The following is a 22,526-nucleotide window of genomic DNA, read 5'->3' on the forward strand; positions in this document are numbered from 1 at the left end:
TCGTTTTTAATATCGATATTATATCACACCCAATAAGCTCAGCATCGCTGCTAACGCGAGCATAAAAATAAATGCACGTTTGGCCAGCTTTACGTACACACAAGGTTCGGAGAGATAGTCCCCCGCAGGCGCCTGATATTCTTCTGCTGCCGCCGCAATACGGGTTAAATACTCACGGGTATTCGTAAACTTAAATAACTCGGATAACCAAACGGGTAAAGCACGACTAAAATGGCCGACAAACAATAAAGCCAAACCACTTAACCGAGCCGGCACCCAATCTAGAATATACATCAAGCGCCCTTCGGCCCGATCACTGTGCTTTTCATCAGATATTAGGTTTTGTCTATAAAGCTGCCGCGTAAAAACATATAAAACGGCGCCGGCTGGACCAAACACTAAAAACCAAAACATAACCGCAAAATAATGTTTAAAGTTCACCCAGATCAGGGTTTGGCCAAATTGATCACAATCACAGCCTTCTTTTTCGCCTATCGCCGCAGCATATTCAGCACAAGCACTCGCATCTTGTCGACAAGCTGCTTGCAAATATTTTTTATAATACTGGCGATGCTCTGGACAGCCAAAACACAAATACAAAATCAAACTCGAAAATAACAACCCGGAAAGACTATTTCCTAGTGCGGTTTGAAAATATGCTACTAATAAACAAGGAATCGCTAACCAAACAATTAACTTTATTTCAGCGCCATAATCTTCAAGCTTTTTTAACACCCCTTGAATATGATTATGGTAAAAATCAAACCAAGGTTTAAAGTGCCACCTTGGACTAGGTTTATGTAGTCGTTCTAAAAGAACCACTATCATCAAACTGAGTATTGTCATTCTCTGCCTCTAATAATGTTTTAAACTTTTGCCAATCGAATGCCGGACCCGGATCCGTTTTTCGGCCCGGAGCTATATCACTATGTCCCACTATTTTATCAGACGTAATATTGGGGTATTTTTGCCTTAACCATGCAGTGGCTTTTACTAAACTATGATACTGATTTTCTGTGTAAGATAAATTATCACAGCCTTCTAACTCAATCCCAACTGAAAAATCATTACAACCGCTGCGTCCGTCAAAAGCAGACAGACCAGCATGCCAAGCGCGTTTTGAAAAAGGCACATACTGTGTGATTAGCCCGTCTCGCCAAATAACTAAATGAGCCGAAACTCGTAAATCAGCTAAATCAACAAAACTAGGATGTGCTTGGCAATTTAGCTGGCCAAGAAATAAATCATTAACGTGTGGGGTATTAAATTGGCCAGCAGGCAGCGAGATACAGTGTACCACCAACAAATCGATCAGAGTGTTTGCAGGCCTTTCATTAAAATGGGGAGAAGGTATATACTTAGCAAACGGCAGCACATCATCTTTTATAAAATTTTCATTAACCGGAGTATTCATATTGACGCCTGAGGATTATGGTAAAAAAGTCGGTAAAGGCATGTTTTATGCTGCATGGATCACGGCACTTATTTTATTGAGTTTATTTTTTAATAACTATTTAAGCAAAAAAAATAATCCAAATCAAAACCCAAACAGTGAACTCAGCGCTAACGGGTCGGTGACTGTCGAGTTAAAAAGAAATCCTTATGGGCACTATGTCACCAGTGGTTTAATAAATAGGCAACCCGTTGTATTTATGTTAGATACTGGGGCTACTCAGGTGTCTATTCCTGAACCCGTCGCCCAGAAGCTCGGGCTTACGTATGGCCGAGAACAATGGGTAAATACCGCTAACGGCCGCATTAGTGTATACCAAACACAGTTAGATACGCTTAGCATTGGCCGAATCCAACTTCACCAAGTGAGTGCCAACATCAACCCATTTATGCAGGGTGAACAAATTTTGTTAGGCATGAGTGTGCTTAAGCGGTTAGATTTTTCACAGCGCGGCGATATTTTGACATTGCAACAATAATTACCTTTACTTAGTGTAATCCTCACGGCCAAGATGGGATCATTGCCATGTTAGCCAAACAACAGCTGCAAAAAACTTTTTGGCTTGTTCTGCTTATTTTATTTATATGTCCTGTGCATTCTGTGATTTCGGCAGAGTTAATGCAAGCAGATGACTACCGCGCTAATGTTGCCGTCACTGAATATTACGCCAGCGAAAAGCTTGATGGTATCAGAGCCTATTGGGATGGTCAGCATTTAATTTCTAAATCTGGCCGTCAGTTAAAAGCACCGCCTTATTTTACCGATAGCTTTCCAAGTTATCCGTTAGACGGTGAGCTTTGGGCTGGCCGAAACAGTTTTGAACAGACCTTATCAATTGTTCAATCAAATGATAAAAAAAATTGGCAATCCTTGCGCTTGATGGTGTTTGATCTACCGGCTTACCCTGCACCATTTGCCGATCGCGTGCAACAAATGGAACACCTACAAAAACAATTAAATCATCCTTACATAGAGTTTATTCCTCAACAATTAGTCCGCTCTGAAGCAGCATTAAAAGCTCAATTGAAAAGTGTGCTCGAGCAAGGCGGTGAAGGTTTAATGCTGCATCATAAAGCAGCTAATTACCCTGGCCAAAAAGGTGTTGATTTACTAAAGTTAAAACCTCAATATCAATCAGTGGCAACTGTTATTCAAATTAATGAAGGTCAAGGCCGTTTTACTGGGTTAATGGGTTCATTAACTTTAAAAACCAGTAATGGTCAGACCTTTAAATTGGCATCAGGCTTTACCATAGCAGAGCGAGAAAAAAAGTTTAAAGTCGGTGATAGAATCCGTTACCGATTTTCGGGGTATACCGGGAAAGGTCTACCTAGGCATGCAGTTTATATAAGAATTGAAAAACCAAATGGAAGTAATAAATAATCACTTAATTAAATTTAACAGCGAACACTATCTACTTGTGGATTGCCCAGCTCAATGGCAAACCTCAAACATTCACCCAATAAACCCCAATCAAATATCCTGGGTATTTCTTAGTCATGCGTCATTAGCAACCCTTGCCGGTTTACCCAAGCTTATTCAACAGGGGTATCGTGGCAGTATCATATGCTCACCTGCCACAGCGGCTCTATTACCAAGCTTTATATCAGTGCTGCTCGAGAGCGAATTTAAAAACGCAGATGATATACATCAAACCCTGCTTGAACGTATCAATCTCCAATTGCGAGTTGAAGATTTTAAACGATGGTTTATCTTGCCTGCACTGACAAAATGGCAGTTAAAAATTCATCCTGCTGGTTTTATGCTCGGCTCAGCATTTCTTGAGTTGATGCACGATGAGCTAAAACATTTTATAACACCTGTATTGGGCTCAGGCCGCAATCAGCTTTTGCCTCCTCCTAGAGCACCGTTTCAAAGTGAATCATTGCAGCTTAATTGCAATATTCTACCCAACACCAACCCAACGATCAGTCAACGAAAAAAACAATTACACCAAATTCTAAAAGACCTCATCGACAAAGGTAAAAGCTTAATGGTTATTGCACCTTTGTATGGAGCAACACTCGAGATCTTATACGCTATTGAAGACACAATGGCCAAATTGACACGTAATCGTATTAACAGTTGGACCATGCCCCAAAAGTTCAACCTGTATATTGATGCAGATTTTTATAAACCCAAAGGGCTTGAAAAAAATGATTTAAAAAAGCTTTGGGGACAAGAAAGCCGAGTAATGAGAGCTAGTCGCCGCCACCCGCTCGACTTTGATAGTTTTGAACCTGTTGCATTAACGAGTTTAACCGCCGCTGACGTAAAGACTTCAGAACAATTTAAACGACAGTGGATTTTATTAAACGATGCGCATCCAATGGATAAAAAAAGAATATCTCAGTATTTTTCCATTGCAAAAAACGCAACAAATGTTCAGCTATTAGTCACTGATGAGGGGATCTTTAAACAGCTGAAGCAACTATGCCACAGCAACCAAGACGCTTCACTTTCGCTTGAATATTTAGCTGGCTACAGTGGTCATGCCGATATCAGTGAATTAACCAGCTTTGTAAAAGGCATGCGATACAAACCTGCGGCTATTACATTGGCCCAAGATAAAGCTGGTCACCGAACTTTATTAAAAAACGCACTTAAGGAGCAAATGCCTGAGTTAAAGATTAGCGAATTAAATGAACATAAAACACTTTTTATTTAGCCGCTAATCTCAGCGATAAATCGACTGCACGAATATGTTTAGTCAGTGCGCCGCTTGAGATAAAATCCACCCCAGGTTGTGCGTATTGACTAATACTTTGCAAGGTAATGTCACCGGACACTTCAATTTTACAGTTATTTTTATGCTCTTTTTTAAGCGCAACTGCACTAGCAATTTGCACCGGGGAATAATTATCTAACATAACAATGTCTGCGCCGGCGTCCAGTGCTTGTTGCAGCTCTTGATTATTTTCTACTTCAACCTCAACTGGTTTTTCCGGTGCGAACTGGCGCGCATTTGCAACGGCGTTGGCAATTGAACCAGCAGCCAGAATATGATTTTCTTTAATTAAAAAAGCATCGTATAAACCAAACCTGTGATTAACCCCTCCACCACATAAAACTGCATATTTTTGTGCTAAGCGTAATCCCGGTATCGTTTTTCGGGTATCTAACAAACGTGTCTCACTGCCTGCAAGTTGTGCCACATAAGTCGATGTTGCAGTAGCAGTCGCCGACAGTGTTTGAACAAAATTGAGCGCCGTGCGTTCACCGGTTAATATCTCACGTGCAGGCCCTGTAAAAGTGCAAATGCGTTGCTCCGCAACCAGTTTATCACCATCATTTACATGCCAGTCGACCTTAACCGCACCACCGAGCTGAGCAAAAGTTTCTTCAACCCATAAACGACCACAAAAAACTGCAGATTCGCGCGAAATAAGATAAGCGGTTGCTATTTCGGTTGGCGAGATCAAATTGGCCGTGATGTCCAAGGACACATCATGCCCGTTTAAATCTTCATATAGCGCCTGTCTCACTGTTTGCTGGCAATTTTGTTTAAGTTGTTTAGTAATTTCTGGCATAACTCGTTTCAATAAAATTAAATGACATCATTATACGCAATTTTTAAACGATAAATTGGCAATTTATTGGTTTTAATTAAATGTTAAAACTTTTGCCAATCAATCACTTCATTTTTTAACCGATAATTGCCAATATAATGTAAATAGTCACCACTATTTACTAGCGTATCTAATCTTGGATTGAGTTCTAGTTTGTTGCCATTAACGTCTTTTGCGACGCCCAATAGCGTAGCGTCATAATAATCTTTAAAACCAGTAAAAAGATCTTGGTACTTGAATTGACGCCCCAGCTGAGTGGGGATTTGCAATGCATATTGGGTATCTCCCGTCATGCTAGATAAAAGCTGCTCTTGCACTCGACTCGCCCCTGGATCTTGCATAGAACGGACTAGACTTTCGGCAATACGCGATGAACTGCATTCAATATTTGCACAATGCGCACGCAACAGCTCTACTTTTGTTGGATCATACAACCAGGCTGTGATGTGGCAACTGGGATCTGCTAAAACAGATATTTTTAATGCTGTTGTTAAAGTTTCATCGTCTGTACGTCCTAAAATTATCACTCTCGCCGCCTTTCTGATGCCAGTTCTACTTAGCTCTGTTTCATCTGTGTAGCTATTTAACTTAATAAAATCAACGTGCTCTAAAAAAGCTTGCAGAGGATGCTCAGCGACTCTTTGATCGCACAATACAATTTTTCGGTTTTGCCGATTTAAGTCCGCCAAAATATGTTTAATGATATTTTTTGAAATCGTATCATGATAACCAAAAAGCAAAATATGATCTTTATAATGGTTTAAGTTGCCGTTTCCCATAATCTTACGCCTAAAAAAGAAAGTTAAATCTTGCCCCATTTTGCCTAAAAAAGCGCCAAACAAAGCTAACCCCACAGGAATTTGAAATAACCAAACCCAGATTCGCCCAATTTCAGTCGTTGGGCTTAAATCCCCATAACCTACGGTAGAGGTTGTCACCACATAATAATAAGGAAATTCGCTAAGGCCGGTTAACTGATGCTCACCACTCAGGCGCAAACCTATCCAAGTCAACAATATATGTGACACTAATAAGACAATTAATAACAGCCAACTGAACTCATGGACGTGTTTTTGGATTGTTGATATTAATTTTTTGAGAATCATTTAAGTTTTTGATTTTTATATTAGTTTAAAAAAACCATCGAGCCAAATATGACAATTGTGTCACAAAACCGTGGTAAGCCCTCTGTTTTTTGTAAACATAAGTTTACAAAAATACGAAAAGTGACGTCAAATTATCAGCTAAAAACTGGTTTTTTTTTCTCCGTTATCGCATTCTATAGCCAAGGCAAACAACTTACTAGCGTTAACTCTCTGTAATTTGTATGACTGAAGTATCACATAAATGTGTTACATGGAACGAACTTGGTGTTCGAGTATTCATTCATGTGCTGTTATATTTTTCTAAACAGGAGTCATTGTAATGAAAAAATCAATAATTACTTTAACTGCACTGTTAACTCTGGCATTTGCTCCATTATATGCTTCAGAGAAGACCAGCACCAATATTTACCAGTGTGTCAATAACACAACGTTAGAGCAAGATCCTGACTGTGTAGCCAATTTAATTGACCAAGGTGCTGCCCTACAAAAGCAGTTAACCGCAATTAACCAAGATGCGGCAGAATTTAACCATGACATGGTTATGGCTGTCATGAAGTTTGATCCTAAACTCAAGACCATAGATATTGTCGCAATCAGCGATGAAAAACCAACAGAATCAGCACCAACCGAAGATTCTAAACTATAAAAAAAGGAGACCTTCTGGTCTCCTTTTTACAGCTGATTATCATGATTTTTTACAAAATAAAGCGAGATAAGTCTTCATCTTCAATTAATTCGTCAAGATACTTATTAACAAACTCTGCATCAATCTTGATGGTTTCACCACTACGGTCGGATGCGTCAAAAGATATTTCTTCCATTAAACGCTCCATGACAGTGTGCAAACGGCGTGCACCAATGTTTTCAGTGCGTTCATTCACCTGCCACGCAGCTTGAGCAATACGTTGGATGCCTTCGTCGGTAAATTCAATTTCAACACCTTCGGTCGCCATCAATGCTTTGTACTGCTCAGTGATAGAAGCGTTAGTATCGGTTAAGATAGCCACAAAATCTTCTGTAGTTAACGCCTGCAACTCAACTCGAATCGGCAGCCGACCCTGTAATTCAGGAATTAAGTCAGACGGTTTAGCCATTTGGAAAGCGCCCGATGCAATGAACAAAATATGGTCGGTTTTAACCATACCGTGTTTGGTTGAGACAGTCGAGCCTTCAACCAATGGCAACAAGTCTCTTTGAACCCCTTCTCGAGAGACATCCCCCCCCGATTGGCTCTCTCCTCGTTTACATATTTTGTCTATTTCATCTAAAAAAACAATGCCATTTTGCTCAACTGCTTTTAAAGCCTCTTCTTTTAAATCTTCCTGATTCACTAATTTTGCAGCTTCCTCTTCAATTAAAAGTTTATATGCCTCTTTAACTTTTAATTTGCGAGATTTTTTAGTTGACCCAGACATATTTTGAAACATGCTTTGCAACTGATTTGTCATTTCTTCCATGCCAGGTGGTGCCATAATTTCAACACCCATTTGTGGCGCCGCCACATCTATATCTATTTCTTTGTCGTCGAGCTTGCCTTCACGGAATTTTTTCCTAAAGGTTTGCCGTGTTGACGAATTTGAATCTTCCGTTGAATCCTCACCATAAGGATTTTGCGCACGCGGCAGTAGCGCATCTAAAATTCGCTCTTCCGCAGCCTCTTCTGCTCTAAAACGCACTTTTTGAGTGGCCGCTTCGCGAGTTAACTTAACCGAAATATCGGTAAGATCACGAATAATCGACTCGACCTCTTTACCCACGTATCCAACTTCGGTAAATTTTGTCGCTTCTACTTTAATAAAAGGCGCTTTAGCTAACTTGGCTAAGCGGCGTGCAATTTCCGTTTTACCAACACCGGTCGGACCTATCATTAAGATATTTTTAGGTGTTACTTCTTGGCGTAGCTCTTCGTTCAACTGCATCCTTCGCCAGCGATTACGTAAGGCAATCGCAACAGCTTTTTTTGCTTTGTTTTGGCCAATAATATGTCGATTGAGCTCATGTACAATTTCTTTTGGGGTCATATCTGACATTTTAGGCTCCTACTTATTTATTTTTAATGCTTCAATGGTTTGACTGTGGTTGGTATATACACAGATATCACCCGCCAGCTTTAAACTTTTTTTCACGATTTCTTCTGCACTCAGCTCTGTATTCTGCAATAACGCTGTGGCGGCTGCTTGAGCGTATGGCCCACCAGAACCAATTGCAATCAGGTCATGCTCCGGCTGAATAACATCACCGTTACCGGTAATAATCAACGAAGCCTCTTCATCCGCTACGGCTAACAATGCTTCTAAACGTCTTAAGGCCCGATCAGTTCGCCAATCTTTAGCCAACTCAACAGCCGCTTTTGTTAAATGACCTTGATGAATTTCTAATTTGCTTTCAAAACGCTCAAATAAAGTAAACGCATCCGCGGTACCGCCGGCAAATCCAGCTAATACTTTATTGTGATATAAACGACGTACTTTTTTGGCATTACCTTTCATTACTGTGTTACCTAAAGATACTTGGCCGTCTCCGCCAATGGCAACAGAGTCTCCGCGTCTGACTGAAACTATGGTTGTCATAAACACCCTCATAAAAATAAAAAGCCAGACTCAACTTTGCCTGGCTCAAGATGACATTAATTTGTAAATGGGGCACGCCCGATAAAAATCAAGTCCAGAACCAGATTTGACAGCCATTGATTTTGGCATTTTGCAATTTATGGCGATCCTTTTCAGCATTTCGTTTACTTTGATATGGGCCTAGAACAACCCTATACCAGACGCCATTACTCCCCTCTGTCCGTTTTACTATTGATTCTAAACCAACAAAAGCTATCCGCGCTTTTAGGGTATCCGCTTGCGATAATTTTCTAAAAGAACCGCACTGCATTTGGTAATCTCGCTTAGGCTCATCTGTTCGCTCTGGGACATCTACCTGAATGGTTTTATTTTCTAATTCATTCACGTAATCCCACTTTTCTTTGGGCATTTTCGGTAAAGGCTTTTCTTGCTCAATCTCTTTTTTAACCTTGATATCTGGTTCAGCCTGGTCTTTGATCGAATACAAAATATAAGCAAACATAACAACCAAAACCGCCACCACAACAATCAAAACATACGGGGGCTTACGGGGAGGCGGAGTCGCTTTAGGTTGCCGCTTATTCGAACGAGTCGCAGGACGGCCTTTTTTGACATAATCTTTTGCCATAGGTGTTTCTATTATCCTTGAATTGAGACTGGGTCGATTTCAATTAACCAGCGAACATTTTGCATGCTTTTATTCATTAGCAGTGAATCTTGTAATTGCTTAATGCCTGCATGCAAAACCGCTCGGCGTTCTGCTGAAAACAACATTAAATAACGATACTTGCCCGCTTTTTTTTCATGTAAAGCCGGCATACTAGCAAACAAACTTAAGCCCTGGTAGTGCGGCTGAATATATTCATTAAAGAGGTTTTCTATCCAAACCGCTTTTTTTTCGGTTAATTGTTTTTGATGGCTTTCTAACCTTAATGCAGCCCATTGAGTGAATGGCGGAAAACCAGCTTGCTGGCGCTCTTGCATAAGCATATCTAAAAAAGCCGAATAACCCTGCGCTAATAAAGTTTGTAAGTAGGGATGGTCTGGGAAATGAGTTTGCAATACCACTTGTCCTTTTTTAACCCCACGCCCAGCACGACCACTGACTTGCACCAATAATTGAGCCATTCGTTCAACAGCCCGGAAGTCAGCGCTGTACAAGGCATTATCCAAGTTTACCACTATTGCGAGTGTCAAATTGGGAAAATGATGACCTTTAGCCAACATTTGAGTACCAACAAGTAATTGAATTTCGCCACTTTCAATGGCTTGCAATTGTTTATCTAACGCCCCTTTTTTACGGGTGGAATCACGATCAATACGTGCAACTTGATACTCAACAAATCTTTCTTGTAGCCAATCAGCCAATTGCTCGGTACCCACCCCCCAGTCGACAATTTGACTCGACCCACACATCTCACATTGATGTGGTGGCTTCTGCTGATCACCGCAATGATGGCAAATTAACTGGCCAATGGATTTATGATAAGTGTAGTGCGAGTCGCAGCGCTGACACTCACAGATCCAACCGCACTCATGACAGATGATTGCTGGTGAATAACCGCGCCGGTTTAAAAATACCAAAACCTGGTCACCCTGTTTTAGATGCTGCTCTATCATTTGAATGCTTTCGTATGCTAGTCCGGCTTGTAAGTTACGATCTTTGATGTCTAATAATACGGGCTTGGGCGGCTGCCGTTTTGAGACTCGTTGATTCAAACATAGATATAGATACTTGCCATTTTTGGCATTCACCCAGGTTTCTAACGAAGGGGTTGCACTGCCCAATACAATCGGGCATTGAGTTAGGCTGGCTCTTTTTACCGCCACATCTCGTGCATTGTATCTTAAGCTGTCTAACTGTTTGTATGATGCATCATGCTCTTCATCTAAAATAATTAACCCCAAGTCTGGCATTGGAGTTAACACAGCAGAGCGAGTACCAATTAAAATTCTCGCTCGCCCCGAGGCGGCCTCTAACCAAGCATTGTGCCGTTCACTATCGTTTAAAGCAGAATGAATCAAAGCAACCTGGCATTTAAATCTAGCCTGAAAACGCCGTAAAGTTTGGGGGGTTAACCCAATTTCCGGAACTAACACCAAAACCTGTTGGCCAGCGGCTAGATGGGCACGCATCAGTTGAATATACACTTCGGTTTTACCGCTGCCGGTGACGCCATCAAGCAAATAAACATTAAAACCTTGGTGGTTTTGCACTTGCTGGATTACAGCCAGCTGTTGCTCAGTTAGCGGGTACTCACTATCATGATATGTAACTTTTTTATCAATGTGACTGCGAGTATGTTGTACTATGTACTGATTGTCAGCCATTTGCCGAATTAAACTTGCCGAAAAGCCATCAGCACGTAACAAGCTTTGTTCAGTTGGGCCGGCTTTTGCTAAAAAATGATAAAGGGCAAGTTGTTTAAAAGCGCGCGCTGGCGGCGGCTCTGCATTTTCTTTTAGCTGCCATAAACTGACTTGTTTAGGCTCCGCTGGCAATCCATTTTTTAATAATTTAGGTAATAGGTTTAAATAAACTTCACCAGGGGGTGCTAAATAATAATGATGCAGCCACGCTAATAATTGCATCAAATGTTCGCTAAACAAAGGTTGAAGATCGACCACTGATTCTATCTTTTTTATTTTATTCTCAGCAAAGTCGCTGTTTGTTTTAATTCGACAAACTATACCAACTTTAGATTGGCCAGCAAAAGGTACCACCACCCGCCCACCAACAACCACGGGTTGATCACCAACTTTGTAGTCAAAAAAGCGTTTAAGAGGAACGGCTAAAGCAACTTCAGCAAACACAGGTTTAATCCAAACATAAAAACCAATATTTTACCTGTTATATTGCAGAATCCAACCAATAACTTGTAGCTTATAAACGCGAGTATCTCTTTGGCTAGCTTAATTGCTGACTTTACTTTTAGCAGAGCTTAAGAGTGGATCTTTAATTTTATATCACGCAGCTAAAAAAAATCCCCCGATATCTATCGAGGGATTTACGCTCAACCACTAACAGGACGTCACCGGTTTAAGTTTTTAGGATAAAATTCAATTAACCTGTGTTTCGCAAGCCTGTTGCGACACCAGCAATACTGACCATTAATGCTCGTTCCATCGTGTACTCAAGATCGTCACCGCGCTCCCTTGCTCGTTTTAACAATTCAATTTGCAATAAATGCAACGGCTCTAAATAATGTGCACGAATTTGCATAGATTCACGACCCGCTGGATCTGATTCCATGACCGTTTCGCGGTCAATTATTTTCAATAAGAGTTTTTGTGACTCGGTTAACTCTTCACGCAGGTTTTGACCAAAGTATTTGAGTTCTTCAGGCACCAATGACTCATCATAAAGCGCTGCAATTTGTAAGTTGGCTTTCATAAATACCATTTCTAACATTGACAAACGCGATGCAAAAAACGGCCATTCTTTCATCATCTCTTTCATAGTGGGCTCATTACCATTATCAATAGAGACTTTAAAAGCTTTCATCACTCCCAACCAAGATGGTAAAACTAAACGGTTTTGTGCCCATGCAAAGATCCACGGAATGGCTCGTAAGCTTTCAACACCACCATTAGGTTTACGTTTAGACGGTCGGCTACCGAGTGGCAATTTTGATAACTCCAACTCTGGTGTTGCGCTACGGAAATAGGCAACAAAGTTTTCGTCATGACGCACCACGGCACGGTAATTATCGCGTGCTTCAGCACCCATTTCAGTCATGATGTCGCGCCATTCTTGTTTAGGTGCGGGTGGCGGTAACATCAATGATTCTAAAATTGCGCTGGCATACAAAGAGAAACTGCGTTCGGCCAATGGTTGAGTGCCAAATTTATAACGAATAGTTTCGCCTTGTTCTGTTACCCGCAAACCACCTAAACAAGAACCTGGCGGTTGCGATAAGATGGCACTGTGTGCAGGTAAACCACCGCGACCGATAGTTCCACCACGACCATGAAACAAGGTTAATTTGACCTGATACTTTTCGGCAAGTCCGACCAAAGCTTCTTGCGCTTGGTACTGGGCCCAACCAGCAGCTAGAGCCCCGGCATCTTTAGCTGAATCTGAATACCCGATCATGACATATTGATGGTTTTGGATAAACCCACGATACCAATCAATCGCCATTAGCTGCGCCATACTGTCGTATGCATTGTTCAAATCATCTAAAGTTTCAAACAGCGGAGCCACTGGCATTGGCCATTTGATACCATGCTCTTGCAATAATAAGTGTACCTCTAACACGTCTGACGGACGACGAGCCATTGAAATAATATAGATGCCTAATGCGTCTTTGCTTTGCTGAGCAACCACTTTACAAGTATCTAAAACTTCTTGCACTTCCTCAGATGGGCTCCAAACCCTCGGGATTAGTGGCCGTTTTGAACCCAGTTCTCGCAATAAAAAAGCTTGTTTGTCTTGTTCAGACCACTCGCTATAATCACCTAAACCTAAATAGCGAGTAATCTCACTAAATACTTGGTCATGCCGATCTGAATCTTGACGAATATCCAGTTTTAATAAATGAATACCGAAACAATGCGCTCGGCGGATAGTATCTAATAACTGGCCTTGCGCAATCACAGACATGCCTGAATTTAATAAAGAGTCGTAACACAGCTGCAGCGGTTTAATTAACTCGTCTTGAGTTTTAATCCAGCCATCCTGGCTAACGGTTGTTTGACCCGCAAGATAAGTTTCAATCCCTTCAACAGTGGCGACCAGCTTGTCTAATAAACCTTTTAGAACGGCTCGATACGGTTCACGGCAATCTTCGCCAACTTCATCTTGTAATGCCTTGTCGCACTTGGTCATCGATAATTCAACCACTAGGTTTTGAATATCACCTTTAAACAAAGCCGCTGACCGTTTACGAGCACGCAATAAAACTTCTTCAGTCACTTTAGAGGTCACAAATGGGTTGCCATCTCTATCCCCACCCATCCAAGAAGCAAATCGAACAGGCACTGCATCTGTCGGCAAAGAAATTTGATATTCGTGACTTAATTGACCATCTAATTTACGAATAAAGCTAGGCACAGCTTCCCATAAAGAATTTTCGATAACTGAAAAGCCCCACTGAGCTTCGTCAACTGGTGTAGGACGTGCCGCGCGAATTTCATCAGTGTGCCAAGCTTGACTGATTAACTCGGCAATACGTTGTTCAATTTGATGACGTTGATTTTCAGTTAAATTGTCTGCATGTAGTTCTGATAAACATTCAGCTAAACGAGAATATTTAAAAATTAACGTACGTCTTGTAACTTCAGTTGGGTGAGCGGTTAAGACAAGCTCAATTTGCAGTTTGCTAATTGCCTCTTCTAACGACATTTCACTGTTGTCGATTGAATGAACGCGCTTTAAAAATTCATCCACAGGATCTTGTTCACTCAAATGCGCAACTGTATGCTCTTGCTCGGCAATATTTGCCAGATTCAAAAATTGAGAAAAGGCACGACCCACTGTCAATAATGATTCGTCAGGCATTTCAGCAAACATAGACTGTAACTTTTCAGTGCTGCTTTTGTCGCCTGAACAAGATTTTCGGCCTTGTTTACGGATCGTTTCGATTTTCTCTAACCATTCATCACCTAAATGTTGTTGAATAATCTGCCCTAATTCTGCACCCAAATAACGCACAGTTTCCAATAATGAATCGTCAATGCCATTTTGCATAACTGACCTCTTTTGATTGAATATTTTGGCGATATTTCTATCACCCTTGTCTGAATCACAGCAATCAGTTTGGCTGTCACTGTCAGTGCAAACCAAATTGATTACGGCGCCGCAGTTAGGTATTTACTTTAAAGTAGTTACCTTTAGATGCAATAAATTTTATTACATCTAATGAAAGATAATTTATGCTTTGCACTTTGGTTATCTTGCTCAAACATGCTAACGCTATCATATTGGTATGACCATATCACCAAAAAATCATGTTCGCCGCAACCTTTTGCTCAAAATTTAAGCAAAACATTAAAATTCGATGATCCGAACGATTCAAGATTGCATGCTCGGCAGCATCACGCGAAAATGGTACGTTTTTAGCTTTGAGGAGGGATTAAATGCTATTAGAACGCAAAGTTACAGCTGCCTATTTAGTGGTGGTATTAATTTGGTCAACAACGCCGTTAAGTATCGCATGGAGCAGCGAAACAATCGATCCTCTGGTGGCCGTATTTTTACGTATGTTTATCGCTTCAATGATAGGTTTACTGATGCTTAAACTTATGCATATTCAGCTACCGTTAAATAAACAAGCACTCAAACTATACGGTTATTCTACAATAGGCGTCAGTGGCGGCATGGGCTTTGCGTATCTATCTTCGCGCCATATTTCTTCTGGTTTGTTGTCTGTTGTCTTTGGCTTAGCGCCGATTCTATCTGGCTTATTATCACAAAAGATATTGAAGTCCCCCCCTTTTTCAAAAGTAAAATGGCTCGGGCTTGTTATTTGTTTATTCGGTTTAGGCATCGTTTTTAAAGATACCCTCAGCGACAACAATAATAGTGTTTTGGGTTTGATCTTAGTATTAATAGCGGTTTCATTTTTTAGTTTAAGCGGTGTGATGGTTAAAACAATGGTGATACCAATCCACCCTTTGGCAACCACTGTGGGCGCAGTGACGCTATCGCTGCCACTATTTTTGCTTGCCTGGCTAATTAGTGGCGCGCCTCTGGCGATAAATGAATGGCAAAACAAGTCAATTTACGCAGTGCTTTATTTGGGTATTTTTGGCTCTTTAATAGGGTTTATTTGTTATTATTTTATTCTTCAGAAATTACAACCCGCGACTGTCGCTTTAATCACCTTAATTACGCCTGCCGTGGCGTTGACGCTGGGCGTTTATTTAAATAACGAACAATTAACAGCTAGTTTGGCTTTAGGCAGCTTGGCTATCATATCGGGCCTGGCGTGTTTTATTAAAGGCAGATAAGGATTGCAGCTTGCACAAGACTTTTGTATAATCCGCGCCCTAATTTTTATAAACTGCGTGTGGTGCCCGGCGAAGGTAACTTTGGTCTGGTGGCTATGCGGCCCAACATGAGGTAATCCTAATGAAAACAGGTATTCATCCAGAGTACAATGAAGTTAAAGCCACTTGTTCTTGTGGCAACGTGATCTCAACTCGTTCTACCGTAGGTAAAGACATCTTCTTAGATGTTTGTTCTGAGTGTCATCCTTTCTATACTGGTAAACAACGTATCGTTGATACTGGTGGCCGTGTAGATAAGTTCAAAAAACGTTTTGGCGCGCTTAAATCTAAAAAATAATCGTGTGATACGTTTGACTGAGGCGGTTCAGCCTCAGTCAATTTTAACGCTTAAACTTTATCACTGTATATCAGCACCTGATAGGCCTCTAGCGATTGGTTAAAGCCCTCTTCAGCGGAAACATTGAGTGCTTCGGTGGGTTGCAATCCTTGTGACCAGTTGAATATACATTGCCATTTACGGCCGTAAAATCCATCCGCCTGATAACTATCGTGACTTAAGTTTTTTAAATTAATTAAAACTATCACGTTTCCTTGCTCTGCATGTTCTGCCTGTCTGCAGTAAGCAATTACTTTGTTTACTAAATCAAAATGAACCACCTCTATACCTTCTAAAGTAAGCCCTTTAGTCAGTCCCTGCTCGTTTAACCTTAATCGAATGAGTTGCTGGTATGCTTTTAACAATTGCGGAAACTGTTCAGCGCGCGACCAATCGAGTGGACGGGCATCATCAAACCAAAGATCTTCAAGCAGTTCTTGCCCTTGAAACAACATAGGGATGCCGGGCGCTGTCAATACCAAAGCTGCGCCTATCACAGAGCGTTGACGAGCAAAATAGTCTTCATCTACTTGGCCGGGTGCGATTTCTTCAGCTACACGAGCTTGACCATTTGCGACTTCATCATGTGATTCAACATACACAACACGTTCAAACGGACGACCAGAAAAACTATGTTTAAGTGCATATTCTAGTTTATGCAGGTCTCGGCTGTCATCTTCCGGTTGAATCAGAATATCACGAACCGGGTGAACAAAATCAGCATCCCACTGAGCACCAAATCCTAACCCGCCCTCGTCACAGCTTTGCGTTACAAAGTCGTTGTTGTGTAAGTCTTCGGCGATCACCAATTTATGTGGATGTTGCTCATGAACACTATGATTGACCCAACGAATTAAGTCGTAAGCTTCTTTAATTAAATCGTCACTTTCTTCACTACCAGACACAGAGCGCATAAAGGGGATCATATCCATGCGTAAACCGTCTAAACGAAATTCGTTTAACCACATCATAGCGTTGTCAAAAATATACTGTCGTACTTCGGGCCGGCCATAATCGGGTCGAGTATCTCCCCACGGCGTACTACTGCGCCAATCATTGTAAAAATAAATGCCACCCTTATCGTTTTCAGACCAGCCATCAAACTGCCATAAATGCAGGTCAGAGGGCCCAAAATGGTTGTACACAACATCTAAAATCACTGCAATACCCCGCTGATGGGCAGCGTCAACAAACGCCTTTAAACCATCCGGACCTCCATAGGCTTCTTCTACCGCAAACGGATAAGCTGGGTTATAGCCCCAACTATAATCTCCTGCAAATTCATTCACAGGCATTAATTCGATGCAGTTTATGCCAAGGTCCACTAAATGGTCTAGTTTTTCAATCGCAGTATAAAAAGTGCCGGGTTGATCTGATTCACCATGTTCATTAATTTGGCTATGATAGGTGCCTATATGAAGTTCATAAATAACTAATGTATTCCAATTAGCGATTTTAAAATCGTTAGATTGCCAATCAAAGTTGTCATCATAAACGAGTGCATGGCCTGCACTGTTTGTCATATGCCGCGCCCGAGGATCGTTTCGCACCAGCATTTCATCCTGATCGCTCTGAATGTAAAACTGATATCCTTGATTACATTGCAACTGCTCACAAATCACAGACCAGCAGCCGTCTCCGTCCGCTTCCAATGGTAAACCAGGTGATTCCCACTCGTTAAAATCACCACGTAAATAAACCGCTTTAGCGCTTGGCGCCCAGACGCGAACGGCATAACCTGAATCGAGTTTTACAGTACCTAACACATTTTGTAAGTTGTCCAACATATCCATTTCCCTTAACTATTAATTTAACGATCTTTATAAGGGTTCTGGTACTCGTTGGGTTCACTCTATTCGCAGATATTTTTCTGGCAGCTCACTTTTTGCAACACCGGATTCAACGGCCGCAACCGCGACAGCTGTGGCCACTTCTTGTAATAACCGTGGATCCATAGGTTTAGGAATAATATACTCACGACCAAAACTAAGCGACTCGAATCCTGATGCTTCTAATACTTTCGCCGGTACCGGCTGTTTAGCAAGATCTTTTATTGCATGCACAGCTGCTACTTTCATTGCATCATTGATTTCGGTTGCTCTAACATCCAGTGCCCCTCGAAAAATAAACGGAAAACAGAGCACATTGTTGACTTGATTCGGGTAATCTGAACGTCCAGTTGCCATAATAAGGTCATCTCTGATTGCCAAGGCTAACTCAGGTTTAATTTCTGGATCCGGATTTGAACACGCAAAAACAATGGGGTTATCAGCCATTAACGTCAACGCCTCGGGCGGCAGTACATCCGGGCCTGAGACGCCGACAAACACATCTGCTCCCGTCAACGCATCTTCAAGCGACCGTTTGTCAGTATTATTGGCGAACAATTTTTTATGGTCAGGCAATTCATCGCGCCGAGTATGAATAACCCCTTTGCGATCTAACATATAAATGCGTTCGCGCTGCGCGCCGCAAACAATTAAAAGTTCCATGCAAGCAACAGCTGCTGCACCAGCGCCCATACAAACAATAGTGACTTCAGCAATATCTTTACCTTGTATCTCTAGAGCATTTAACATGCCCGCGGCGGTCACAATCGCGGTACCGTGCTGGTCATCGTGAAATACAGGCACATTACATTTTTCTTTAAGTGTCTGTTCTATCTGAAAACATTCTGGTGCTTTTATATCTTCTAAATTGATACCACCAAACGTATCGGCGATACTAGCCACTGTGCTAATAAACTCTTCTGTGGTTCTATGTTTAACTTCTATGTCGATAGCATCCAAACCAGCAAAGCGCTTAAACAACAATGCTTTACCTTCCATCACAGGCTTAGAAGCCAAAGGGCCTAAATTACCTAAGCCTAACACAGCAGTGCCATTAGAGATGACCGCCACTAAATTACCTTTTGCTGTATAACGATACGCGGCCTCTGGGTTAGCCGCTATCTCTCGAACAGGTTCTGCCACGCCTGGACTATAGGCTAATGATAAATCAGCGGCCGTTTCTGCCGCTTTACTGATTTCTACGCTAATTTTACCGGGTTTTGGAAACTCATGATAATCAAGTGCTTGCTGGCGAAGATCTGTCATTTATCGTCCTTTGTATGATCTAAAAAGAATTAAACTCCTTTTGAGTTTGGCAAATTTTTAGCCACTTGCAAGTGAAATATCTGTTAACGGGCTAGGTTTAGAAATACCATAACCCTGAGCATAGTTTACCCCAATGGTAAACAACTCTTCTTTTATCTCTTTGCTTTCGACAAATTCGGCAATGGTTTTTACACCAATTGCGCAAGCAACCTCGTAAATAGATTTAACCATGGCTTTATCAACGGGATCGACCAACATATCTTTTACAAAACTACCGTCTATTTTTAAATAATCGACCGGCAAGTTTTTAAGATAAACATACGATGAAAAACCACTACCAAAATCATCTAATGAGAAGCTACAACCTAAATCTTTAAAACAATGGATAAAGGAGAGTGTTTTATCTAACTGCATAATGGCAACGGTTTCTGTCACCTCAAAACAAATTTTGTGATATGGGATCTGATATTTATCAAAACAATTTAAAACAAAAGCCTGCATTTCGTCATCAGATAAAGATAATCCTGATAAATTAATTGCGCCTTTAGCAAGTGCTTCTAAATGATCTGGGTGCTCACTCAACCAACAAAAATAATTTTCGATCACCCAGCGGTCTATCCGAGACATTTGACTGTAGCGCTCGGCTGCCGGTAAAAATTGACTTGGTGATAACAAACGTCCTGTTGCATCACGCATCCGCAGTAAAATCTCGTAATGAAGGCCATCTTCTTTTGTTTGTAAGCTCTGAATGCTCTGAAAATACAGCTCAAACCTATCTTGCGTTAAGGCTTCAGTAATTTCAGATACTTGCAACATTTCATTTTGCCGAGCCTGCATATCTTCATCGGCCGGTATATATTGGTGGATACGGTTGCGGCCACGCTCTTTTGCGGTATAACAAGCGGCATCGGCATGGCTTAACACTTCACTCAGGTTGCTGTTTTCGGCATTGAGCTCAATGAGCCCTATACTCACACCAAGCGAAAAACTGCGACCTTCCCAGACAAACCTAAATTCATCTACCGCATGTTTTAATGCATTCGCGGTTTGGTAGGCCTGCTCACCGAACTGGTTTTCCATTAAGACACAAAACTCGTCGCCACCAAATCGAGCAATCGAATCATTGCTGCCTAACTCTACCTTAAAGCGGTCGGCAATTTGCACCAATAATAAATCCCCGGCTCTATGGCCACAGGTATCATTAATCAGTTTAAACTGGTCTAAATCCATATATAAAAGCGTATGACGAGAGTTTAGTGCTTGTGCTTCAGTTAATAGCGTACGCAGCGATTTTTCGAACGCGCTGCGATTGATTAAACCAGTTAAACTGTCATGGGTCGCCATATATTGTAGTTTTTGCTCTGCTCTTTTGCGCTGTGAAATCTCAAGAACAGAACCAATTAATAAAGTTTCGCCATTTTTGTTAGCAATTCGTAGACTAATGCTGACCCACTTCACCTGCCCCTTTTGGGTTCGCCATTGAGTTTCAAAGTTGGTCAGTCTTTTTTGTTTATTGACCTTAGTCACCAGTTTGTCTCTGTCTCCTGGCAACACATACAAACGCGCTAAATTAGGAACTTCAACCAACAAATCTGATAACGAACGGCAGCCGAGTAATTCACAAAACGCTTTATTTGCACGAACCAGTTGACCATTTTGTTTTGAAATATAATGCCCTTCGACCGCATGCTCGTAGATATCGAATAAATCTTGGTATAACGACTGCACTTTACGCTTTGCCCTGAGGGTATTTAATTGCTCGCGTCTGACCTTGTCATAGACTGAATTAAAAAGTATCGAAAAAGCTAAAAATTGGGAGATTAAAATCGCGTATTCAGTAATAAAACTGCGTTCCAATATGTTAAAACGATTCGCAGCAAATAACGCCGCCGATAAGATGATAATTAACATACAAAAAGCGAATCTTTTCAGGCCAAATTTTGTTTTTTTAGGCGTTTTAAGCATTGCATAAATAATTAAACCTGAAGTGCTTATGTACATTAACAACTGAGTATATAGCTGTAAAATATGCGGCAGTAATAAAGAACTAACCGCGATGCAAAATACCAAAATTGTATTTAATTTAAACAGTGTATTCAGTTGAATTTGGGTATGTTTTATGCGCAAAAATATTTGCACAAAATTAGCCAATGACGCTAAACAAATTCCCAAACTCAGCATACCTATAGGCTTGGTATAATGAATTAAACTCGGCCATAAAAACTCAATGCCATAACCAGTTCTTGAGCAATAATAGATTAAAAAAGAAAACAAAAAGGTGCCAAAATAGGCAAACCCCGTATCTTTGTTAGCGACAGAAAGCACAAAAGCGGTAAAGCTCATTAACATTAATATCGCAAGACCACCACCGAGCCAAAATGCAGCCCGATTATGGTCAAAATAAAAGGCGTCCACCTGATACAAGCAGATAGGCAGCTGAATCAAGCTGTCGTTTTGTAATTTAAGGTAAAACCAACGTTCACTGTTGGCTGGCAAATTAAGTGTAAAAACATAACTACCAGAAGGAAAATCGCGCGCAAAGATTGGTGTAGAAATACTCGCGGAATTATATAATTGTGGAGCCTGCTGCTCTACTTGTTGGTATAATTCAATTGACTCCATTAACGGAAAGTCAATGACAAGCAAGTTGTTTAATGCGACTTGGTCACTATTTTTAACTTTAAACCTAACCCAATACGCCTTTTCAGTATGTTGAAGTACAGGGATGTTAGTCACAAATTTTTGCCAACTAAATTGATATTCATCCGCCAAAACATCTATTAACGGCAAGGCCTGCGCCGCTTCGGTAAATTCAGCATAATGCGCAATATTAACTTTATTTTTGTTTTTATCTAGGATCACTACAGGTTCGGCAACGGCCGAAAAAGCGGATAACAACAACAAACAAAAATAAACAAAGGTTCCAAACAACTTCATTGTAGCCTCAAAATTTAGGGGTAGTTTATACGTGCAATAGTGAAGACTGCTACACTTTACAAAGCACTATAATTGTATCATCAACGGGCTCTAGCCAAGTACTCTCGGTAAGCGCTTCATAATGAAGCCAATACAAAACTGAATGACCCGAAAGGTAAAAACTTAAACTCAGTCTATCAGCCCCCTGATGAAGAGTCATTTTTTGACCTGACAATTGATTTCGCAACCAGCTGTGCAAAAGCTCTGCCGCTGTATCCTCATTAATATTCTGATTAAAGTGAAGTCTCAATGAAGTGCCAAAACGGTCTATTTGTTTTAATGTTAACGGTTGCATAGATGTCTGAAAGGATATATCCATATTTTTACAGCACAAATAAAAGCTAATTGTAACCTTTTATAAATATTTTGCACTCTAGTGTAACAGTTATTTTTAGTTTTTATCTGACAAATTTCGGGCTAATATCTG

19 protein-coding genes are annotated in these 22,526 nt (G+C 41.0%); 6 read left to right on the top strand and 13 right to left on the bottom strand.

Features of this window, described 5'->3' with window-relative positions; translation table 11 throughout:
* Positions 1-18: 18 nt before the first annotated feature.
* Both ampE and ampD read right to left on the bottom strand, forming a co-directional pair.
* On the bottom strand, positions 19-846 hold the full coding sequence (gene ampE / locus C727_RS0112865; RefSeq protein WP_081579228.1) for a beta-lactamase regulator AmpE: 828 nt from the start codon (positions 844-846) through the stop codon (positions 19-21).
* Positions 797-1,414, bottom strand: a complete 618-nt coding sequence (gene ampD, locus C727_RS0112870; RefSeq protein ID WP_017446058.1) for a 1,6-anhydro-N-acetylmuramyl-L-alanine amidase AmpD — start codon at positions 1,412-1,414, stop codon at positions 797-799. Before ampD ends, ampE begins: the two co-directional genes overlap by 50 nt.
* A 40-nt stretch (positions 1,415-1,454) precedes the next feature.
* On the opposite strand from ampD, the gene C727_RS0112875 reads away from it, so the two are divergent.
* From C727_RS0112875 to C727_RS0112885, 3 genes are read left to right on the top strand one after another with little or no spacing between them, the layout of a single operon-like run.
* Positions 1,455-1,931, top strand: a complete 477-nt coding sequence (locus C727_RS0112875; protein WP_040459341.1) for a retropepsin-like aspartic protease family protein — start codon at positions 1,455-1,457, stop codon at positions 1,929-1,931.
* 47 nt (positions 1,932-1,978) lie between these two features.
* Positions 1,979-2,836, top strand: coding sequence for a DNA ligase (locus C727_RS0112880; protein ID WP_017446060.1), 858 nt, complete (start codon positions 1,979-1,981; stop codon positions 2,834-2,836).
* Positions 2,820-4,121, top strand: a complete 1,302-nt coding sequence (locus C727_RS0112885) for an MBL fold metallo-hydrolase (RefSeq protein WP_017446061.1) — start codon at positions 2,820-2,822, stop codon at positions 4,119-4,121. Before C727_RS0112880 ends, C727_RS0112885 begins: the two co-directional genes overlap by 17 nt.
* Here C727_RS0112885 and nadC read toward each other — a convergent pair.
* Both nadC and C727_RS0112895 read right to left on the bottom strand, forming a co-directional pair.
* Positions 4,114-4,983, bottom strand: coding sequence for a carboxylating nicotinate-nucleotide diphosphorylase (gene nadC / locus C727_RS0112890; RefSeq protein ID WP_017446062.1), 870 nt, complete (start codon positions 4,981-4,983; stop codon positions 4,114-4,116). The genes C727_RS0112885 and nadC overlap by 8 nt on opposite strands.
* An 83-nt stretch (positions 4,984-5,066) precedes the next feature.
* The gene (locus C727_RS0112895) at positions 5,067-6,128 is read right to left on the bottom strand and encodes a potassium channel family protein (protein WP_017446063.1); all 1,062 of its coding nucleotides are present in this window, start codon (positions 6,126-6,128) and stop codon (positions 5,067-5,069) included.
* A 319-nt stretch (positions 6,129-6,447) separates the two neighbouring features.
* Between C727_RS0112895 and C727_RS0112900 the strand changes: the two genes are divergently transcribed.
* Positions 6,448-6,774: a hypothetical protein gene (locus C727_RS0112900; RefSeq protein WP_017446064.1), complete on the top strand. Its 327-nt coding sequence runs from the start codon at positions 6,448-6,450 to the stop codon at positions 6,772-6,774.
* A gap of 49 nt (positions 6,775-6,823) precedes the next feature.
* Here C727_RS0112900 and hslU read toward each other — a convergent pair whose 3' ends face one another.
* The 5 genes from hslU to ppc form a co-directional block, all read right to left on the bottom strand.
* Entirely contained in the window at positions 6,824-8,158 is a 1,335-nt protein-coding gene (gene hslU, locus C727_RS0112905; RefSeq protein ID WP_017446065.1) for an HslU--HslV peptidase ATPase subunit, read from the bottom strand.
* Positions 8,159-8,167: 9 nt separating this feature from the next.
* Positions 8,168-8,698 (bottom strand): ATP-dependent protease subunit HslV, encoded by a 531-nt coding sequence (gene hslV, locus C727_RS0112910; RefSeq protein ID WP_017446066.1) that lies wholly within the window; start codon positions 8,696-8,698, stop codon positions 8,168-8,170.
* Between the two features lie 88 nt (positions 8,699-8,786).
* The gene (locus tag C727_RS0112915; protein WP_017446067.1) at positions 8,787-9,326 is read right to left on the bottom strand and encodes an SPOR domain-containing protein; all 540 of its coding nucleotides are present in this window, start codon (positions 9,324-9,326) and stop codon (positions 8,787-8,789) included.
* An 11-nt stretch (positions 9,327-9,337) separates the two neighbouring features.
* Positions 9,338-11,512 carry a primosomal protein N' gene (locus C727_RS0112920; RefSeq protein ID WP_017446068.1) on the bottom strand — a complete coding sequence of 725 codons (2,175 nt, stop codon included), beginning with the start codon at positions 11,510-11,512 and terminating at the stop codon, positions 9,338-9,340.
* A gap of 250 nt (positions 11,513-11,762) precedes the next feature.
* A complete protein-coding gene (gene ppc, locus C727_RS0112925) occupies positions 11,763-14,390 on the bottom strand; it encodes a phosphoenolpyruvate carboxylase (RefSeq protein WP_017446069.1) in 2,628 nt (875 codons plus the stop codon).
* Positions 14,391-14,779: 389 nt separating this feature from the next.
* On the opposite strand from ppc, the gene C727_RS0112930 reads away from it, so the two are divergent.
* Positions 14,780-15,652 (top strand): DMT family transporter, encoded by an 873-nt coding sequence (locus C727_RS0112930; protein ID WP_017446070.1) that lies wholly within the window; start codon positions 14,780-14,782, stop codon positions 15,650-15,652.
* Between the two features lie 121 nt (positions 15,653-15,773).
* Positions 15,774-15,989, top strand: coding sequence for a 50S ribosomal protein L31 (rpmE, locus tag C727_RS0112935; RefSeq protein WP_017446071.1), 216 nt, complete (start codon positions 15,774-15,776; stop codon positions 15,987-15,989).
* Positions 15,990-16,039: 50 nt separating this feature from the next.
* Here rpmE and C727_RS0112940 read toward each other — a convergent pair whose 3' ends face one another.
* From C727_RS0112940 to C727_RS0112955, 4 genes are read right to left on the bottom strand one after another with little or no spacing between them, the layout of a single operon-like run.
* Positions 16,040-17,815 carry an alpha-amylase family glycosyl hydrolase gene (locus C727_RS0112940; RefSeq protein WP_017446072.1) on the bottom strand — a complete coding sequence of 592 codons (1,776 nt, stop codon included), beginning with the start codon at positions 17,813-17,815 and terminating at the stop codon, positions 16,040-16,042.
* 60 nt (positions 17,816-17,875) lie between these two features.
* Positions 17,876-19,123: a malic enzyme-like NAD(P)-binding protein gene (locus C727_RS0112945; RefSeq protein ID WP_017446073.1), complete on the bottom strand. Its 1,248-nt coding sequence runs from the start codon at positions 19,121-19,123 to the stop codon at positions 17,876-17,878.
* 57 nt (positions 19,124-19,180) lie between these two features.
* A complete protein-coding gene (locus tag C727_RS19110) occupies positions 19,181-22,060 on the bottom strand; it encodes an EAL domain-containing protein (RefSeq protein WP_017446074.1) in 2,880 nt (959 codons plus the stop codon).
* Positions 22,061-22,109: 49 nt separating this feature from the next.
* Positions 22,110-22,394, bottom strand: a complete 285-nt coding sequence (locus tag C727_RS0112955; RefSeq protein WP_017446075.1) for a hypothetical protein — start codon at positions 22,392-22,394, stop codon at positions 22,110-22,112.
* Between the last annotated feature and the right edge of the window lie 132 nt (positions 22,395-22,526).

This window comes from Gayadomonas joobiniege G7, assembly GCF_000300815.1.
Classification (GTDB): Bacteria; Pseudomonadota; Gammaproteobacteria; order Enterobacterales; family Alteromonadaceae; genus Catenovulum; species Catenovulum joobiniege.

Bases quoted from the DNA above. Each gene is read 5' to 3' on its own strand.
- ppc (WP_017446069.1), bottom strand. From the start codon at position 14,390: ATGCAAAATGGCATTGACGATTCATTATTGGAAACTGTGCGTTATTTG.
- rpmE (WP_017446071.1), top strand. From the start codon at position 15,774: ATGAAAACAGGTATTCATCCAGAGTACAATGAAGTTAAAGCCACTTGT.
- nadC (WP_017446062.1), bottom strand. From the start codon at position 4,983: ATGCCAGAAATTACTAAACAACTTAAACAAAATTGCCAGCAAACAGTG.
- C727_RS0112955 (WP_017446075.1), bottom strand. From the start codon at position 22,394: ATGCAACCGTTAACATTAAAACAAATAGACCGTTTTGGCACTTCATTG.
- C727_RS0112915 (WP_017446067.1), bottom strand. From the start codon at position 9,326: ATGGCAAAAGATTATGTCAAAAAAGGCCGTCCTGCGACTCGTTCGAAT.
- C727_RS0112880 (WP_017446060.1), top strand. From the start codon at position 1,979: ATGTTAGCCAAACAACAGCTGCAAAAAACTTTTTGGCTTGTTCTGCTT.
- hslV (WP_017446066.1), bottom strand. From the start codon at position 8,698: ATGACAACCATAGTTTCAGTCAGACGCGGAGACTCTGTTGCCATTGGC.
- hslU (WP_017446065.1), bottom strand. From the start codon at position 8,158: ATGTCAGATATGACCCCAAAAGAAATTGTACATGAGCTCAATCGACAT.
- C727_RS0112885 (WP_017446061.1), top strand. From the start codon at position 2,820: ATGGAAGTAATAAATAATCACTTAATTAAATTTAACAGCGAACACTAT.
- C727_RS19110 (WP_017446074.1), bottom strand. From the start codon at position 22,060: ATGAAGTTGTTTGGAACCTTTGTTTATTTTTGTTTGTTGTTGTTATCC.
- C727_RS0112875 (WP_040459341.1), top strand. From the start codon at position 1,455: ATGTTTTATGCTGCATGGATCACGGCACTTATTTTATTGAGTTTATTT.
- C727_RS0112940 (WP_017446072.1), bottom strand. From the start codon at position 17,815: ATGTTGGACAACTTACAAAATGTGTTAGGTACTGTAAAACTCGATTCA.
- C727_RS0112945 (WP_017446073.1), bottom strand. From the start codon at position 19,123: ATGACAGATCTTCGCCAGCAAGCACTTGATTATCATGAGTTTCCAAAA.
- ampD (WP_017446058.1), bottom strand. From the start codon at position 1,414: ATGAATACTCCGGTTAATGAAAATTTTATAAAAGATGATGTGCTGCCG.
- ampE (WP_081579228.1), bottom strand. From the start codon at position 846: ATGACAATACTCAGTTTGATGATAGTGGTTCTTTTAGAACGACTACAT.
- C727_RS0112900 (WP_017446064.1), top strand. From the start codon at position 6,448: ATGAAAAAATCAATAATTACTTTAACTGCACTGTTAACTCTGGCATTT.
- C727_RS0112895 (WP_017446063.1), bottom strand. From the start codon at position 6,128: ATGATTCTCAAAAAATTAATATCAACAATCCAAAAACACGTCCATGAG.
- C727_RS0112930 (WP_017446070.1), top strand. From the start codon at position 14,780: ATGCTATTAGAACGCAAAGTTACAGCTGCCTATTTAGTGGTGGTATTA.